16 protein-coding genes are annotated in these 16301 nt (G+C 59.7%); 7 read left to right on the top strand and 9 right to left on the bottom strand.

Features of this window, described 5'->3' with window-relative positions:
• Positions 1-532 precede the first annotated feature (532 nt).
• From LOZ74_RS03265 to LOZ74_RS03235, 7 genes are all read right to left on the bottom strand, one after another.
• On the bottom strand, positions 533-1534 hold the full coding sequence (locus tag LOZ74_RS03265; protein WP_230292880.1) for an ImmA/IrrE family metallo-endopeptidase: 1002 nt from the start codon (positions 1532-1534) through the stop codon (positions 533-535).
• Between the two features lie 18 nt (positions 1535-1552).
• Positions 1553-2269, bottom strand: a complete 717-nt coding sequence (locus LOZ74_RS03260; protein ID WP_230292879.1) for a cupin domain-containing protein — start codon at positions 2267-2269, stop codon at positions 1553-1555.
• Positions 2270-2328: 59 nt separating this feature from the next.
• Positions 2329-3117 (bottom strand): PepSY domain-containing protein, encoded by a 789-nt coding sequence (locus LOZ74_RS03255; RefSeq protein WP_230292878.1) that lies wholly within the window; start codon positions 3115-3117, stop codon positions 2329-2331.
• A complete protein-coding gene (locus LOZ74_RS03250; protein WP_230292877.1) occupies positions 3063-3773 on the bottom strand; it encodes a PepSY domain-containing protein in 711 nt (236 codons plus the stop codon). Before LOZ74_RS03250 ends, LOZ74_RS03255 begins: the two co-directional genes overlap by 55 nt.
• Positions 3774-3794: 21 nt before the next feature.
• Positions 3795-6575, bottom strand: coding sequence for a TonB-dependent receptor domain-containing protein (locus LOZ74_RS03245; protein WP_230292876.1), 2781 nt, complete (start codon positions 6573-6575; stop codon positions 3795-3797).
• Positions 6576-6658: 83 nt separating this feature from the next.
• Entirely contained in the window at positions 6659-7357 is a 699-nt protein-coding gene (locus LOZ74_RS03240; protein ID WP_230292875.1) for a UTRA domain-containing protein, read from the bottom strand.
• Positions 7354-8718 carry a formimidoylglutamate deiminase gene (locus LOZ74_RS03235; RefSeq protein WP_230292874.1) on the bottom strand — a complete coding sequence of 455 codons (1365 nt, stop codon included), beginning with the start codon at positions 8716-8718 and terminating at the stop codon, positions 7354-7356. Before LOZ74_RS03235 ends, LOZ74_RS03240 begins: the two co-directional genes overlap by 4 nt.
• A 91-nt stretch (positions 8719-8809) precedes the next feature.
• Here LOZ74_RS03235 and hutI point away from each other — a divergent pair, with 91 nt between their 5' ends.
• The 4 genes from hutI to hutU are packed head-to-tail and all read left to right on the top strand — an operon-like array spanning position 8810 to position 14024.
• Positions 8810-10009 (top strand): imidazolonepropionase, encoded by a 1200-nt coding sequence (gene hutI, locus LOZ74_RS03230; RefSeq protein ID WP_230293797.1) that lies wholly within the window; start codon positions 8810-8812, stop codon positions 10007-10009.
• Positions 10006-11535 carry a histidine ammonia-lyase gene (hutH, locus tag LOZ74_RS03225; RefSeq protein ID WP_230292873.1) on the top strand — a complete coding sequence of 510 codons (1530 nt, stop codon included), beginning with the start codon at positions 10006-10008 and terminating at the stop codon, positions 11533-11535. Before hutI ends, hutH begins: the two co-directional genes overlap by 4 nt.
• Positions 11532-12356, top strand: a complete 825-nt coding sequence (gene hutG, locus LOZ74_RS03220) for an N-formylglutamate deformylase (protein WP_230292872.1) — start codon at positions 11532-11534, stop codon at positions 12354-12356. Before hutH ends, hutG begins: the two co-directional genes overlap by 4 nt.
• Positions 12357-12359: 3 nt before the next feature.
• Positions 12360-14024 carry a urocanate hydratase gene (gene hutU / locus LOZ74_RS03215; protein ID WP_230292871.1) on the top strand — a complete coding sequence of 555 codons (1665 nt, stop codon included), beginning with the start codon at positions 12360-12362 and terminating at the stop codon, positions 14022-14024.
• Positions 14025-14144: 120 nt separating this feature from the next.
• Here hutU and LOZ74_RS03210 read toward each other — a convergent pair whose 3' ends face one another.
• Positions 14145-14300: a hypothetical protein gene (locus tag LOZ74_RS03210; RefSeq protein ID WP_230292870.1), complete on the bottom strand. Its 156-nt coding sequence runs from the start codon at positions 14298-14300 to the stop codon at positions 14145-14147.
• 146 nt (positions 14301-14446) lie between these two features.
• Positions 14447-14917 carry a DUF411 domain-containing protein gene (locus LOZ74_RS03205; RefSeq protein ID WP_230292869.1) on the bottom strand — a complete coding sequence of 157 codons (471 nt, stop codon included), beginning with the start codon at positions 14915-14917 and terminating at the stop codon, positions 14447-14449.
• Positions 14918-15016: 99 nt separating this feature from the next.
• On the opposite strand from LOZ74_RS03205, the gene LOZ74_RS03200 reads away from it, so the two are divergent.
• The 3 genes from LOZ74_RS03200 to LOZ74_RS03190 are packed head-to-tail and all read left to right on the top strand — an operon-like array spanning position 15017 to position 16296.
• Positions 15017-15298 carry a hypothetical protein gene (locus LOZ74_RS03200; RefSeq protein ID WP_230292868.1) on the top strand — a complete coding sequence of 94 codons (282 nt, stop codon included), beginning with the start codon at positions 15017-15019 and terminating at the stop codon, positions 15296-15298.
• The gene (locus LOZ74_RS03195; protein ID WP_230292867.1) at positions 15295-15735 is read left to right on the top strand and encodes a periplasmic heavy metal sensor; all 441 of its coding nucleotides are present in this window, start codon (positions 15295-15297) and stop codon (positions 15733-15735) included. The genes LOZ74_RS03200 and LOZ74_RS03195 overlap by 4 nt, the downstream gene beginning before the upstream one ends.
• A 6-nt stretch (positions 15736-15741) precedes the next feature.
• Complete coding sequence (locus LOZ74_RS03190; protein WP_230292866.1) at positions 15742-16296, top strand: RNA polymerase sigma factor; 555 nt, start codon at positions 15742-15744, stop codon at positions 16294-16296.
• Positions 16297-16301 lie beyond the last annotated feature (5 nt).

The following is a 16301-nucleotide window of genomic DNA, read 5'->3' as shown; positions in this document are numbered from 1 at the left end:
TTCCGAAACAGACGCACCGGACGGATTCCGGGCGTGAAGAAGGAAAGATCAGGCTAAGGGTGGCTGGGTGAGAGGTGCCGAACTGGTGCCCACGAGGGGAGCAGCGGGCAAAGGCACGGGAAGGGTCCCTGCATAGTCAACAGGAGCGAAGTGCGCTCCGGGTTCCGGCATGCCTAGAACCGCGTGGCCGTGTGGTGCGGGATGGGAAGCTGGTTCGTCACTTTTTGCAGCGTCAGCCGCAGCCATCTGCGAGACCACTGGGTGGTCGGCTTCTGCTACGGCGTGATCTGAAGCGGGCAGATGATGGCCCGCTTCGGAATGTTCATGCCCATGCTCATGCGAATGGTCCACATGCGGCATCGCGCCCGAAAATCCGCCGTGGGATACGAGCATCAAAACTGCAAGAAGAAGGCCAAGAGCAGTGCGCATGAGGGTTAAGCTTATGGTGCCTGTTCAAACGTTGCAACGCTGAACATCGTCTCAGCTCTACCAATTGTGGCCAGAGCGGACATTGTTCAGCGTTGCCAGAACCTTACCAGTCGGGATCCATCTCGGAAACGCCGGGGAAGTGCACGACCTTTTCGCCATACAGCGGATCGTAGTAGTGCCCGCCTTCCTTATAGTCCGGGTTCCACTGCTTCCGACCCTGCTCGTCGAGGCGATAAACGAACGGCGACATCAGCAGCCGTTCAAGGTGCCAGCGGCCTTCCTCGCCCGAAGGAATATCCTCACCAGCGCCGTAAAGCATCAGCCCGCCTTCGGCGTAGATTTCATGCGCCGGATTGGTGGTTTTGTACTCGTGGCTGACGTTCATCACCTTGTGCCCGATTTCATGGGCAATCGTCCGGCGACGGCGGCTCGGAGTCGAAAGATTGGTGATGCTGATGATCCCGCGCAGACGCTCAGGAAGCGTGTCGTGATAGGAATATGTCGGGAAGGAAAGCCCGCCCGTCCGCACCATCTTTACCGTCCAGTTCCGGCCCTCGGCCACTTCCAGGAACGGGAAGATCACGTCCTGAAGCGCAACGAGATAGACGGTGCGCGAATTGGCAACGTCCGGCTCGATAATGCTCTCAAACGCTTCCTTCGCCATATCCGTCATTTCGGAAGGGTGACGCTTCGAAGCCACGTAGGAATTGACGTATTCCGTGTCAGGGATGCGCGGAATCTCGTTCGATTGGATGGCGAGAAAGCGTTCGTCGATCTCGCCCGTCTTCACGAACAGCAGGTTCAGTTGCACGCCCGTCGGAGCATAAATCTCCTTGGCTGCCTGAAACGCTTCCATCATCGAGGGCAAGGTAACCTTCTCGAACCCCTCGTCGAAGTTAGACGGAATATAGATGCCGATATCCACCGTCGGACGACCTGCAACCAGGTCTGAATTGATGGCGGCGACATCCACGCCTTCAGCCATGCTCCACGAAACCGGTGAAGTGGCTGCGCTCTCAGTCGTTTCAGCCGCCGCAGGGCTGGCTCCCGCGCCGCAAAGCGCGAGAGCCAGGAGGGCGGCGGAACAGATCGTTCTGCCATTCATTATCCTCGATCCCCCCAATCAGTCGATCTGTGCGAGGACGGAATCGAACTCGGGATTCACGCTGCGCGCGAACTTGATCGCGGGGTGATCTTCTTCGAGCACATCGTAGTAATAGGCGCCGCCCTTCTGGCGGTCGGCTTCGACCGTCTGCTGCATGTCCTTGATGCCTTCGTTGAAGACCTTGTAGTCGGTGGACTCACCCTTCGGCTTCACGATCAGCAACAGGGCCGGCTCGTTGAACGGTGCTTCCCATCCGGTGGGCATGCCGTCGCCGAAACGGAACAGCGAACCCTCTTCCATCACTTGGCGCTTGCCTTCGCTGGCCAGAACCCACTTGCCGCGAACGGTATAGACGATGCTGCCGATGGGATGTGGATGTTCGGCCAGGAACATGCCGGGCTGAAGCTCGATAAAGAACGCACGCGTTTCTTCAGCGAACAGCAGCGGACCGAACAGGCCCTCGTGGGTCATGACCGTAGCCGGCGATTTTACGGCCGCCTCAAGGCTGGGGATGACTTCGACATTGGTTGCCAGCTGAAGATACTCGGGCGAGATATCGGTGGCAGCGACGAGTTCCGCGTCCTTGATATCGCCTTCGGCAACGGCGTCGACATCATGCGTGTGGCCGCCTTCGCCGTGGGTGTGACCCGCCTCTTCGGTCGGGGCTTCTTCAGCGGTATTGCAGGCAGCAAGCGGAATGGTCGCGCCAAGCAGAAGTAGTGCAGCAAGTCTCATTAATCGAACCCTCCAGTTGGAAATTTGAAATCATACGTAATCGTCGGGGCAGCTTGAGCTTAACCGGCGGAGGTCAGAGGTGGTTTGGACTTCATCGGGCTTGTTCGCTTGAGCCATTTGAAGTCGCGACGGTTGAATGATTTGAAAAGGAGGTAGAAGCCGGTGCCAGACAGGAACAGGACGCCAAAGGCCACCGCGATAATCAGCGGGTGATTGAAGCTGGTCCTGTTCATGTAATCCATGTTGTGGAGCATCCAGAAGAAGTCCCACAGTCGCCAGCCATCTCCGCGAGCCACAAGAAACTGGCCGGTGTCCGCACTGAAATAGGCGCTGGTATTTTCAGCATCATTGAAGTCTACACGCCACATGGGCCCGTCGAACTCGCGTGCCTCCAGATTGGCAGCATCGAGCAGGGATACTGACCGAACGGGGGCGCCATCGATCAGTCCGGCGCGCTGCCGGATAAGCGCTTCGTCGACCACGATGGCATCGCCGCTTCTGCCGTCCAAGAGACGGACTACGCCGTTCTCGGCAATTTCATAGATCGGCCGCCCATCCGACATGTGCAGGCGGATCGATCCAGCCAATTTGCCCAAACCCAACTGGTCGGGATCCAGTAACCCTTCAGCGACGATCGGATGGGAGAAAACCGGCGGCTGCGCACGGACGTCTTCCATATCGACAAACGCCATCATCGCGCCGCTCAGCGACCAAAGAAGGAATTGGATGCCCAGCACCAAACCCACCCATTTGTGGACGCGCCGGAAGAACAGGGGCGTGAACCTTATACGCTTCATGCGCTTTTCTTCCTTTTGCGGCGGCGGGGAAAGGCCCAGATCAGCAGCCATGCGCCGCTGACCGCCATGGCAGTCGCGAGCCACGTGCTGGTGCGCAGCAGTAGATTATTCACATCGCTGCGGTCGTCATAATCCATGATGTGCAGCATCCAGGCGAAGTCGAAGATCCGCCAGAGGGAATGGCGCCGTGAAATAAGCTCGCCGGATTCGGGGGAAATATAGAGGGTGGGACTGTCCCACCGATCGAAAGTGACCTGCCAGTATGGCGGTTCGCGACCTTGCATTTCGATTGGGGCCTCGGTCAGCAAGGCGACGGACTTCACGTCATCATTGGAAGTGTACAGGCTGCGCGCAATGGCTTCCGCCTGGTTCGCATCGATTTGCTCCAGCCGCTCTCCGCTTGCTGCGTCGAACAGCTGGGTGCCCTCGGAATTTGTCACGCGCCATACCGGGCGATCCAAAAGGGTTGTACTGCGTATGTCGGTTGCATCCGGCACAGCCGCAAGAACTGCGCCGGGTGCGACGACAGATGAAAGGTCCAGAGCAGGTCGCTCAACCGTCTTGACGAGGTGATCGCCATGAATCCGGTCGATATGGACGACGACCATGTAGAAACCGGTCGCCGTCCACAACACCACCTGCAGGCCAATAACCAGCGCCAGCCACTTATGCAGGCGACGGACAAATAGTGGCCAACGGATCTTCATTATATTTTCCAACCCGACCGATCAGAAACCGGTGCGGATGCCGAGGTAGAACCTCCGGCCCATCAGATCGTAGGTCATCGTGTCGGTGTTCGCATCCGTGTAGCTCTGGATATAAGGAGCCTTGCGGTCGAAGATGTTGTCAACGCCGATCGAGAAGCGGGTTGCATCGTTCACTTCGAAGGCGATCTGAGCATTGTGATAGAACACGTCGGGCGTCTCATAGCCGATGTCACCCGGATCAGCATTGAAGTCGGTTGCCGAGCCAATCCACTGGGTGGACCATGTGCCGATCACCGGGCCGTTGGCCACCGACAATACGCCATATCCGCGCCAGTCCGGATAGCCGCCATTGCCGCCGCCGATGTATCCATCAAAATGGATTGGGTCGCCGCCCTCGAACGGATAGACAACATATTCGTTGAGCCAGGTAACGTTGAGATTGAGCGAAACCTGGAAATCGCCAATCGAACGGTCGTAAATCATACCCAGATCGAGCCCGCTCATCTTCTCGAGACCCGCGTTAACCGACTGCGCCTGCAGATAGGTCACTTCCCCAGTCAGTGAACTGCGCGTAAAATCGTCGCAGAACTGGCTGCTGAGATTTTCGCTCGCATAGCAGACAGCCAGCTTGGTCGATCCGGGGATGGTCCGGATAGCGTCCTCGATGTCGATGTCGAACCAGTCCGCCGTCAGCGTCAGGCCCGGAACGATGCCACGTGGCTGAAACACTGCGCCCAACGTCCAGGTGGTCGAGCTTTCAGGCTGCAGATCGGGGTTGCCGCCGGTGGTCGTAAGCACGGTGTTGCCCAGTTGGACATATCCGGCAGGAACGCCCGATGCCTGACAATTGGCAATCAGCGTCGCGTTTCCACTGGTGCTGTAACCGCTGCACGGATCGGTTGTCGTCAGATTGCCCTCGGAAACCCCGCTGAACAGTTCAGGGACATTGGGAACGCGGAAGCCGGTGCCATAGGTTGCACGCAGGCGCAGGCCACCGGTGATTTCCCAATCCGCGCCCAGCTTGTAGTTCCAGTCTGTGCCGAAAAGGTCGTAATCCGACAAGCGCAGCGCGCCGTCGATTGTGAAAGCCTCTGCAAAGGGCGCGTCAGCGAGGACGGGGATCGACACCTCGGCGTAGGCTTCCTTCGCACTGATCGAGCCTGAAATCGGATCCTGCTGGTTGGTGTTCGCAATGCCTGCCACCGTCAGCGGATCGGGATTACGCCAGCCTTTCTCCTTGCGATAGGTAACACCCGACGCGAAGCCGACCGAGCCTGCGGGCAGCTGGAAGAGTTCGCCAGTGATGTCAGCGGTGACCGAGAAGAGTTCGTTGCCACCGGTTCCGACCGAGGTGAAGAGCAGATAGTCGAGCACGTCAGGCGTCAGATCGCCGTATCCAAGGATATCCGCACAAGGGATGCCGCCGGTGCCGCAAGTATCCGGGTCTAGAGCAAGGCCGACATTCTCAAGATTGGCGACATTGGTCTGACCTTCCTTCGCCGTATTGCGCCCCCATGTCGCAGCAACTTCCCAGCTCCACGCGCTGGACAAATCGCCACGGAAACCGCCCGTACCCTGAAAGGTTTTCGTATCTTGGAAGAACTGGCGAGGTCCGGCCTCGGCCAGACGACGCTGAACCAGCAGGATGTCTTCGCCGGTGGGGTTGATCGGGTTGTCCGCCGCGATCGCGATATTGCGCAGCGTACCGGGAGTAGCGATCTGGTTGGTGTCACGCTTCGTATAGAGGAACTCACCGAATACCTGAATGGAATCGGTCAGCTCCCAATCGGCGAATGCCGCGATGCTGTAACGTTCGATCGGATTTACGGCATTAAGCGCGGGGTTGCCATTATAGTTGTGCTTTGCCGCACTGTACGGCTCATAGAAGTCGCCGTCGCCGCCGAGTTCCTGATTGAAATTGATCTGCGTGCCATCCGGCAATGCTGCACGCCCCCCGATCGTGGATGCACTGTTACGGCACACCAGCTGCCCATTCGATTCTGAAAGGCCGCACGGCGCGCGGGTCGCCATATTGATCGGGTCTGTATTTTGGTAGCTGGCCGCCACCATGACACCGCCGCGCTCTCCGCGCAGGCCGCCCATGAAGTCAAGCGTGAGATCGCCGCCATCACCCTCGTCGGTGATGCCATAGCGTCCGCCCGCGGTAATGCCTTCGAAATCCGTCCGCGTGATGAGGTTGACCACGCCAGCCACGGCATCCGCGCCGTAAACGGCCGATGCGCCGTCCTTCAGCACTTCGGTGCGGGCCAGCATGTTAACGGGGATCATATTGAGATCAGGCGATGAGTTGGCCCCGGTGCCGCCAGCGACAAGCCGGCGGCCATTCAACAGCACCAGCGTACGCTTGATGCCAAGGCCGCGCAGGTTGACCTGCGAAGTGCCCCAGCCGTTGCCCGTCCAATAGGCAGCGGTCTGGTTGCCGGCCTGACCGGCGTTGGCCGGAAGGCGTTGCAGCAGCGTCTCGACATTGACGATACCGGTGTTCTCGATTTCCTCGGCCGTTACGACCGTCGTGGGGCCCACGCCCTCGATATCGGCACGACGAATGCGCGATCCGGTGACGATGATCTGCCCGGATTCCTCCGAAACGGCCTCGGTCAGGGCGGCGCCATCCTGCGCCTGAGCAGGTGCAGCAACCGCTGCTGCAAGTGCGCTACCAGTGAGCAGGATAGTCTTGAAATGCATGTGGTTGCCTCCCTTGGCCTGAATTCCGGCGGTAATGAAACAGTCACATGAGGAACGGTCAACCGTTTTTTTGTATATACAAGAATTTCCCGCCATATTGTTGTTTTAAAAGGGGGCGACGGACACATTCCAGCATTTCTGGTGACGTCAGACCGGAAAAAAATTATAAATGTGTAATATTATTGCTGACTCGCACCAAAGCGAGCAACCAGGCTATACGAATCGCCAAGGAACAATTGCCGCACTGCGGTAATGTGCTCACCCGCTCGCCATGTGCGCCGAATGACGCATAGGCATGGCGTGTTTTCCGGCACTTTCAGATATTGCGCTGCGCTATCGACAGCACCGGTCGCTGTTATGTGCGTTTCCGCTTCGGTCCATGGCACGTGCCGCAGTAGCCACGTGCCGGGCCCTTCGGGATCAAATACCGTATCGTCGATTTCAGGCACGGCGGTTAGGCTGACCGCACGACTTTCATGAGCAAACGGCTCGCCGTCGGCCAGATGCACGCCAACAGTCCAGAGTACATCGCCTTCGATTTCCAAAGAATCGTCGACTTTGCCAGCATCACAAATTTCCCGATGGAGCAGGCGATAGCGATACGTCTGGCCACGCCCCCGCACCTCATTGGCGAGATCGGGAATGTCCAGGACCATGGCATGGGCGCTGGGGACAGCCACAAAAGTGCCAGCCTTGCGGCGCCGCTGTACTAGTCCGGCAGCCGCGAGTGCGGAAATCGCCTTGTTCACGGTCATCCGCGAACATTCGTATTGCTCCATGAGATCATGCTCGATGGGCAGCCTGTCGCCCGGCTGTAATTCTCCTTCGAGGATACGGCTTTCGATATCGCTTCGGATACGTTCGTGGAGTGACGTCATGCCAGTAGTTCCGTCAGCACTTTTCGATATTCCCTCTCGATCCTGTCGCGCGCGACATGACTGCCCCCGTGGACGACGCAGCGACCACGGCGCCACACCCGGTCTATCGCCCCTGATACAGCGGCAAAGATAAGCTGATCGAGTACCGCGTCTTCATTGACAGCGGACCTGTACACAGCGTTCATGTCCACTGAGACAATGTCTGCAGATGCGCCAACGCGTATACCGGCCACTATCCCCAATGCCGATGAACCGCCCTCGATCGCAGATTGATAGAGGAAGCGACCGGTCGACCGGAAATCGTCCGACGTCATAATATTACGGCTTTGCCTGCTTAAACGTTGCCCATATTCCAACAGTCGCAGTTCCTCGCTCATGTCGATGCGGACGTTGGAATCGGATCCGATTCCGAATTCCCCTCCTGCCTCGACAAACTCCCTGGCAGGAAAGATACCGTCACCCAAATTGGCTTCTGTAATGGGACAGAGGCCAACGCTCGCGCCTGATCGGGCAATCCCTATCACTTCGTCATCGGTCACATGGGTCGAATGGATCAGGCACCACCTTGCTGAAACTTCGGCGTTATCAAGCAGCCACCGGACAGGCGTGGTGCCGAGAGCAGAGCGGCAATCTTCAACCTCGCGCAGTTGCTCGGCGATATGAATATGGACCGGGGCGTCAGGGACGAGTTCCTGCAGACAAGCAAGTTCGTCGCGGCTCACTGCGCGCAATGAGTGGGGGGCGATGCCTACTATTGCATCCGGCAACCTCTGTGCGGCCGCCTTGCATGCATCCAGCAACCGGTCAAACCGGTCCAGATCGCAAATGAAACGGCGCTGCCCTTCCGTGGCGGGCTGACCGCCAAATCCGGAATGAGCGTAAAATACGGGCAAATGCGTTACACCGATGCCGGTCTGCTCGGCAGCCGAGAGGATCGCGTTCGACATTTCGGCGATATCGGAATACTCATCGCCGGCGGCAGTGTGATGAACATAGTGAAACTCGCCAACGCGCGTGAATCCGCTTTCCAGCATTTCCATTTGCGCCATAGCGGCAATCGCATGCAACTGGTCTGGACCGATTGAACCCGCAAGCCGGTACATCCCCTCTCGCCAGCTCCAGAAATTATCGCCGCCGGGACCACGCGTTTCCGCCATCCCCGCAATGGCCCTCTGGAAAGCGTGGCTGTGGAGATTGGGCATGCCGGGAAGGGCAATCGCATGGCGCTCCGCTTCGTCGGGCGGCGGACAGCCGCTCTCGATTGCTGAAATCACACCATCCGTGATCGAAATGGCGACGTGTGAATGCCAGCCGTCATGAAGCAGCGCGCTTTCGAAATGGAGCGTCGAGTGTTGGCTCATTCTATCACCGCCATCATTAGGAGTTATTTTTTGTCTATACATTAATGCGACCCTATGCAACAGAATGGTCGGCGAGGAGATGCTGCTCATGCTGCAATGCGAAACGATCTGGACCGGAGCCAGGCTGGTCTCGATGGCGGAAAATAGCCCGACGGTAATCGAGCAAGGGCTTGTGGCCGCCAATAACGGCCTGATCGTCTATGCCGGGTCGGTGGCGGAGGCGCCTGACCTCTCGGCCACGAAGGTCGTGGCATGCGAAGGTCGGCTGATTACGCCAGGGCTGATCGATTGCCATACCCATCTCGTCTATGCCGGCGATCGCTCCGCCGAACATGAAATGCGCCGGACCGGCGCTTCATATGAGGAAATTTCCAAGGCCGGGGGCGGCATCCAATCGACCATGCGCGCAACTCGCATGGCTAGCGAGGACGAGCTGCTGGCAGAAGCCTTGCCTCGACTGGATGCCCTGATCGCAGAAGGCGCGACGACGGTTGAGGTGAAGTCTGGTTATGGTCTCGATCTCGATAGCGAGATGCGCATTCTGTGGATCGCACGACGATTGGCCAAGGAGCGCCCCGTAACGATCAGGACGACATTCCTTGGTGCCCACGCGCTTCCGCCGGAATTTGCGGGACGGGCTGACGATTACATCAGTCTCATCGTCGAAGAGATGATTCCCGCTGTTGCCGAGGCTGGTCTTGCCGATGCGGTCGATGGCTTTTGCGAAAATGTCGGTTTTACGCCGGATCAGATCGAGCGGGTGTTCGAGGCTGCCAAGTCAAACGGCCTGCCGGTGAAGCTCCATGCCGAGCAGCTTTCGAACCAGAATGGAAGCGCCTTGGGTGCACGCTATCATGCGCTTTCGGCCGACCATCTCGAACATCTGGACGAGGCAGGTGTAAAGGCGATGGCCGAAGCGGGCACCGTCGCGACCCTGCTGCCCGGCGCATTCTATTTCATGCGGGAAAGCCAAAAGCCGCCCGTCGAGTTGCTGCGAAACGCATCGGTACCGATTGCTCTGGCGACCGACTGCAATCCGGGCACTTCGCCCCTCACCTCCTTGCTGCTGGCGATGAACATGGGGTCGGTCCTGTTCGGCCTGACGGTCGAGGAATGCCTCGCCGGAACGACTATCAATGCCGCCCGCGCATTGGGGCTGGCGGGCACTGTCGGTTCGCTGGCGGCAGGGCAGCAATGTGATCTTGCAATCTGGAATGTCGGTGATCCGGCAGAACTCGTGCATCGGATGGGTTTCAACCCGCTGCATGCTCGCGTGTGGAAGGGACGATGAAAGAAATTAAACTCATCCCCGGTGCCGTCACCCTGGCTGATTGGCGCGCAATCTATCGTGGTGCGCGTCCTGTGCTCGACCCAGAGTGCATGACGGCGGTGGACGAAAGCGCCGCAGCGATCGAGCGCATTCTTGCGCGCGGTGAGCCGGTCTATGGCATCAACACCGGCTTTGGTAAGCTGGCCAGCGTGCGGATCGAAAATGACGATCTTGCCACGCTCCAGCGCAATATCGTCTTGAGCCATGCGGCGGGCGTGGGTGAGCCTTCTCCGGAACCCGTGGTGCGACTGATGATGGCCTTGAAGCTGGTCAGCCTTGCGAGGGGAGCGTCCGGCATAAGGCCTGAAACGCTGACATTGCTGGAGGCGATGCTTGTCCAAGGGCTCACCCCGATCGTGCCCTGTCAGGGATCGGTCGGTGCCAGCGGCGATCTCGCTCCGCTATCGCATATGGCGGCAACGATGATCGGCGAAGGCGAGATTATTCTGGGCGGCGAGCGCATGCCTGCGGCGGAGACCCTGTCGCGTGGCGGACTTGCCCCTTTGACCCTTGGCCCAAAAGAAGGGCTGGCGCTCCTCAATGGTACGCAGTTCTCCTGCGCAAATGCGCTGGCGGGCCTGTTCGAGGCTGAAAATCTGTTGCGCAGCGCGCTTGTGACCGGTGCGCTCTCGACCGAGGCAGCCAAGGGTTCGGACACGCCATTCGACGCACGCATCCATGAATTGCGCGGTCATGCGGGACAAATCGAAACCGCCACTGCCTTGCGCCAATTGATGGCCGGTTCCGCAATTCGCGCCAGCCATCTGCAAGATGATGAGCGGGTGCAGGACCCCTATTGCCTGCGATGCCAACCGCAAGTCATGGGCGCTGCGCTCGATCTTATGCGGCAGGCGGCGAATACTCTGGCTGTCGAAGCGAATGGCGTTTCGGACAATCCCCTGATCTTCGCCGATACGGACGAGGCCTTGTCGGGCGGTAATTTCCACGCTGAACCCGTAGCCTTCGCCGCCGACATGCTGGCGATGGCAATCTGCGAGATCGGCTCTCTGTCCGAACGACGTGTCGCCATGCTGGTTGATCCGGCGCTGTCGGGACTGCCGGCGTTCCTGACGCCCAAGCCCGGCCTCAATTCGGGCTTCATGATCCCGCAGGTGACCGCAGCGGCACTGGTCTCGGAAAACAAGCAGCGCGCCTATCCGGCGAGCGTCGATTCCATTCCGACTTCGGCCAATCAGGAAGACCATGTCTCGATGGCGGCGCACGGGGCGCGGCGCCTGGCCGAGATGGCGGTCAATGCCGCCAATGTCATCGCGATCGAAGCGCTGGCCGCGGCGCAAGGGATGGATTTCCACGCATCGCTTAAATCCAGCACCGCGCTGGAGGCTGCCCGTGGGCTGGTACGAAGTGAAGTGCCCACACTATCGGATGACCGATATTTCCATCCCGATATGGAAAGAGCCGCAACACTGGTGCTTTCCGGCGGGCTCGCTGCCGCGACCGGAATGGAACTGCCGGGGGTAGCATGACCGACTGGCTGGAGATTCATCGCGGCCATGCGCCGCTGTTGGTGGCGTTTCCCCACACCGGCATGGATCTGGCTGATGTGGAGGGCGAGTTTCGTTCCCCTTGGCTGGCCCGGCGGGATGCGGACTGGTGGGTGGACCGGCTCTATGGGTTTGCCCGCGATCTGGGCGCGACAACGGTCCGTACCTCGATCACCCGCAGCGTCATCGACGTGAACCGTGATCCTTCAGGCGCGTCGCTCTATCCAGGACAGGCGACCACAGAACTCTGCCCGACGACGACTTTTGATGGCGAGGCCCTTTACGTTGGCGAGGGTCCGAACGAAGCCGAGGTGATGCGCCGCAGGGAACGGTGGTTCGCGCCTTATCATGCGGCGATTGCGGAAGAGTTGGCGCGACTGCGGGGTACGCATGTCAATGTCGTCCTGTTCGACGCCCATTCAATCCGCAGCCGTATTCCCCGCCTGTTCGATGGAGAGCTCCCGCAGTTCAACATCGGGACGAATGGCGGACCAACCTGCGATCAGGCTCTTGCCGAAGCGGTCGCTGCGATCTGCGCGGATAGCGGCTGCAGCCATGTGCTGAACGGTCGCTTTCGCGGCGGCTGGACGACGCGCCATTATGGGCAGCCTACCAAGGGTATCCACGCGATCCAGATGGAACTCGCCATTCGCGGCTATGCCGACGAGCCGGTAGAACCGACGCCAGCGAATTGGCCGACTCCATACGATGCAGACCGTGCCGCTCCGCTCGCCGCAATCCTCACCGAAATTCTGAAGACATGCATTGCCTTTGCCCAAAACGATAAGACGCAGGAAGACTGATTAATGACCCGTATCGACAATTCGCGCGTGATCCGTCCCGCGACCGGCACCCAGCTATCGGCGAAAAGCTGGCTGACCGAAGCGCCGATGCGCATGCTGATGAATAATCTGCACCCCGACGTTGCCGAGCGGCCCGAGGAATTGGTCGTCTATGGCGGCATCGGCCGCGCGGCACGCGACTGGGAAAGTTATGACAAGATCGTCGAAACGCTGAGGCGGCTTAAGGACGACGAGACGCTGCTGGTCCAGTCGGGCAAGCCTGTCGGCGTGTTCCGCACCCATGCCGATGCGCCGCGCGTGCTAATCGCCAATTCCAATCTCGTGCCCAAATGGGCGGATTGGGAGCATTTCGGCGAGCTCGATAAGAAGGGCCTCGCCATGTACGGCCAGATGACGGCCGGATCGTGGATCTACATCGGCACGCAGGGCATCGTTCAGGGCACCTATGAGACCTTCGCCGAAATGGGCCGCCAGCATTACGATGGCGATCTTGCGGGGCGCTGGCTGCTGACGGCGGGGCTTGGCGGCATGGGCGGCGCGCAGCCGCTGGCCGCGGTGATGGCGGGCGCGTCGTGCCTTGCCATCGAATGCCAGCCCAGCCGGATCGAGATGCGACTGCGCACCGGCTATCTCGACCGCAGCGCGGAAACCATCGATGAGGCCATGACGATCATCGGGGAGGCCAAGGCGGCCAAGAAGCCCGTGTCGGTCGGCCTGCTGGGCAATGCGGCAGAAATCCTGCCGGAGATGTTCAGGCGCGGCATCCGGCCCGATCTCCTGACCGACCAGACCAGCGCGCATGATCCGGTGAACGGCTATCTGCCTGATGGCTGGACTGTGGCCGAATGGATCGAACGCCGCGAGCGCGAGCCCGAAGCCGTCGCCAAGGCCGCCAAGGCATCGATGGCGGTGCATGTGCAAGCGATGCTCGATTTCCAGTCCGCAGGCGTGCCCACGGTCGATTATGGCAATAATATCCGGCAGGTCGCCAAGGACGAGGGCGTGGAAAACGCCTTCGACTTTCCCGGCTTCGTCCCCGCCTATATCCGCCCGCTGTTCTGCCGCGGCGTCGGCCCCTTCCGCTGGGCCGCCCTGTCTGGCGATCCCGAGGACATCTATCGCACCGATCAGAAGGTGAAGGAACTGATGCCTGACGATGCGCATCTTCACCGCTGGCTCGACATGGCGCGGGAGAAGATCCATTTCCAGGGGCTGCCCGCGCGCATTTGCTGGGTGGGGCTGGGCGACCGGCACCGGCTTGGCATGGCATTCAACGAGATGGTGGCTAAGGGCGAACTGAAGGCCCCCGTCGTAATCGGACGCGATCACCTCGATAGCGGATCGGTTGCCAGCCCCAATCGGGAAACCGAGGCGATGAAGGATGGCAGCGACGCGGTCAGCGACTGGCCGCTACTGAACGCCTTGCTCAACACCGCGAGCGGCGCGACATGGGTGTCGCTGCACCACGGTGGCGGCGTCGGCATGGGCTATTCGCAGCATTCCGGCATGGTCATCGTTGCCGACGGGACCGAGGCAGCGGCCAAGCGACTTGAACGCGTGCTCTGGAACGATCCGGCGACCGGCGTGATGCGCCATGCAGATGCGGGCTATGATATCGCGATCGATTGCGCGCGCGAGAAGGGGCTTGATCTTCCCGGCATTCTCTAAGGGGTTTGGCGAGAGCCTGCTTCTTGCAAAGCCAGCGCAGCTTAAAAAGACCTGACCACTACCCGGCATCGCGACACAAGATTCGATGCCGGGGAATGCTCAATACTCGGACGGAAGACCTTAATGGGGGCCGTGGCCTGCGTGCGGATCATGCGCGCCCTGATCATGCCCCATCGCACCATGATCCATCGTCGAATGGTCCATCATCTGGCAGACCAACTTGCCGTCCTTACCCTTGACCATCACGCCTTGCATCTTGGTCGTTCCGTGCATCATTTCACACGTCTGGGGTTTGGGAGCGGGTTTTGCGGTTTGGCTGGGCTGTGCAGTAGCGGCCGGTTGGGCATAGGCCGATGTCGCAAGTATTGCGGCGGCGGTGACTGCCATGAAACTACGATACATTGTTGTTCTCCAGGTTTTGATCAGTTGTAATTGCTGAATACGGACAGCCCGTTCGCTCCAAAGGCGATGACCTGATAAGGTTGCTTGTGATCGCCCATTTCCATTCCGGGCGAACCGACGGGCATCCCGGCTACAGCCAGCCCGGCCACGCCTTCGGGCTTTTCGCGCAATAACCGCGCGATGTCGGTTGCAGGGACGTGCCCTTCGATTACATAACCCTCGACGATCATGGTGTGGCATGAACGAAGATCGCGCGGCACTCCGTGCCGATCCTTGATCGCGGTCATATCGGTACTGTCCTGCACCGACACTTCGGACTGCATGTTTTCGGCAAAGTGCTCTGCCCAATCCTTGCAGCATCCACAGTTGGGATCGCGAAACATCGTGCTGCCAGCAGCCTGTGCAGCGCCCGAACAGGCCGCCAATGCCATCAGCAATGCTGCGCCGACGTAGGAAAGCTGCGGAACGCGATGTTGTTTTGACATGTTCATATCGGCCATTACGCTTTGGCCCCGTGCACCCCTCAATTATTTTTGAGGGTTCGTCGCAGTGTCGGCGTAAGGAAGGGCAGCAAGCAGGATCGAGGCAAAATGCAAGACAGCCGACTGGACATGGCCCTGAAGGGAGTAAGTGGCTCTGACGAAGCCGCGATAGCCGATGATTTCATGGATGGAGTCTGGATGCAGGCGGGCCGGTTGGAAGAGATGTCGGCTCGCCGCCGCCGCCTTGCGTTGATGGGGGTTATGATGTTCGTCGGGCTCGGCGCCGGCTTTTCGACCACGCATACGCCTGCCCGCGCGGAAACCGCCGGAAATCGCCTGATCGATGGGACCGATCTGTCCCCCGCTGCTCTATTGCACGTCGCACCGTGAAGTTCGGCGGTCTTCAGCTCTTGCTCGCCATCGCCCTGGCGCTGGCAGCCGGCGTTCTGGGTGCAATCGCCGCCAGTGAACTGCGCGACACAGGACAAAGCCAGACGCTCCACCACTTTGTGCATGAAGAGCTGGACCTGACCGACCGGCAGAAGGCGCAATTAGATCAGCTCGAGGATAATTTCGCGGTCGAGCGCAAGGATATGGAGATTTCATTGCGCGCAGCCAATTCACAGCTCGCGGCGGCGATGGAAGACGAGCATGAATATGGCCCCAAGGTCGTCAGTGCGATTGACGAGGTTCATGACCGCATGGGTGATCTGCAAAAGGCAACGGTTCGCCATGTCTTTGATATGAGAGCCTTGCTCGATCCGCAGCAGCAGTTGCGCTTCGATCGGCAGGTAGCCAATTCGCTGACCAGCGAACCCGGTGAATGACCCGCGGTGCAGGTCGGGCCTGACAAGGATGAGCGTGATCTGATCGGCAAGGCGAAAGAGGGCAATAGGTCCGCTTTCAGCCGGCTTGTACGGCCGCATCTGCCGCGACTGATAGTGCTCGCCCGCCGCATGCTGGGATCCGCGGAAGATGCCGAGGACACCGTCCAGACGGCGCTGGCGTCAACGTGGATGGCACGGGCGAGGCTCGATCCCGAACAACCGATCGCACCATTCTTGACGACGGTCACGCTGAACAAATGTCGCGACAGGATCAGGCGGCGCAAGGTGGCACGGCTGGTTGGCTTGTCCGATGCGATTTATATCGTTTCCTCTGACGACCCGGACCAGTTGCGAACTGCGGCAGGCCGTGAATTACTGACGCGAACTGCGCAAGCGATCGAGGGGCTGCCACTGAAGCTGCGCGAGGCGCTGGTGCTGGTCGCTTTGGACGGACGCAGTCAGGCAGAGGCGGCCCGGCTTTTGGGCGTGACCGGGAAAACGATCGAAACGCGTATCTATCGCGCCCGGCAAAAATTGCGCGAGAAAGTCGATTTTTCCTGAGGGGT

Origin of the sequence: Croceicoccus sp. Ery5 (assembly GCF_020985325.1) — a bacterium.
Lineage (GTDB): Bacteria > Pseudomonadota > Alphaproteobacteria > Sphingomonadales > Sphingomonadaceae > Croceicoccus.
Note: the sequence above shows the minus strand (reverse complement) of the source record. Positions and strands in the feature narration are given on the sequence as shown.

What these genes read in the sequence shown, in the direction of transcription:
- LOZ74_RS03260 (WP_230292879.1), bottom strand. Translation starts at nt 2,269, where the DNA reads ATGAGACTTGCTGCACTACTTCTGCTTGGCGCGACCATTCCGCTTGCT.
- hutG (WP_230292872.1), top strand. Translation starts at nt 11,532, where the DNA reads ATGACCGACTGGCTGGAGATTCATCGCGGCCATGCGCCGCTGTTGGTG.
- LOZ74_RS03265 (WP_230292880.1), bottom strand. Translation starts at nt 1,534, where the DNA reads ATGAATGGCAGAACGATCTGTTCCGCCGCCCTCCTGGCTCTCGCGCTT.
- LOZ74_RS03255 (WP_230292878.1), bottom strand. Translation starts at nt 3,117, where the DNA reads ATGGCTGCTGATCTGGGCCTTTCCCCGCCGCCGCAAAAGGAAGAAAAG.
- LOZ74_RS03205 (WP_230292869.1), bottom strand. Translation starts at nt 14,917, where the DNA reads ATGAACATGTCAAAACAACATCGCGTTCCGCAGCTTTCCTACGTCGGC.
- LOZ74_RS03200 (WP_230292868.1), top strand. Translation starts at nt 15,017, where the DNA reads ATGCAAGACAGCCGACTGGACATGGCCCTGAAGGGAGTAAGTGGCTCT.
- LOZ74_RS03240 (WP_230292875.1), bottom strand. Translation starts at nt 7,357, where the DNA reads ATGACGTCACTCCACGAACGTATCCGAAGCGATATCGAAAGCCGTATC.
- LOZ74_RS03210 (WP_230292870.1), bottom strand. Translation starts at nt 14,300, where the DNA reads ATGATGCACGGAACGACCAAGATGCAAGGCGTGATGGTCAAGGGTAAG.
- LOZ74_RS03245 (WP_230292876.1), bottom strand. Translation starts at nt 6,575, where the DNA reads ATGGCGGGAAATTCTTGTATATACAAAAAAACGGTTGACCGTTCCTCA.
- hutU (WP_230292871.1), top strand. Translation starts at nt 12,360, where the DNA reads ATGACCCGTATCGACAATTCGCGCGTGATCCGTCCCGCGACCGGCACC.
- LOZ74_RS03235 (WP_230292874.1), bottom strand. Translation starts at nt 8,718, where the DNA reads ATGAGCCAACACTCGACGCTCCATTTCGAAAGCGCGCTGCTTCATGAC.
- hutH (WP_230292873.1), top strand. Translation starts at nt 10,006, where the DNA reads ATGAAAGAAATTAAACTCATCCCCGGTGCCGTCACCCTGGCTGATTGG.
- LOZ74_RS03250 (WP_230292877.1), bottom strand. Translation starts at nt 3,773, where the DNA reads ATGAAGATCCGTTGGCCACTATTTGTCCGTCGCCTGCATAAGTGGCTG.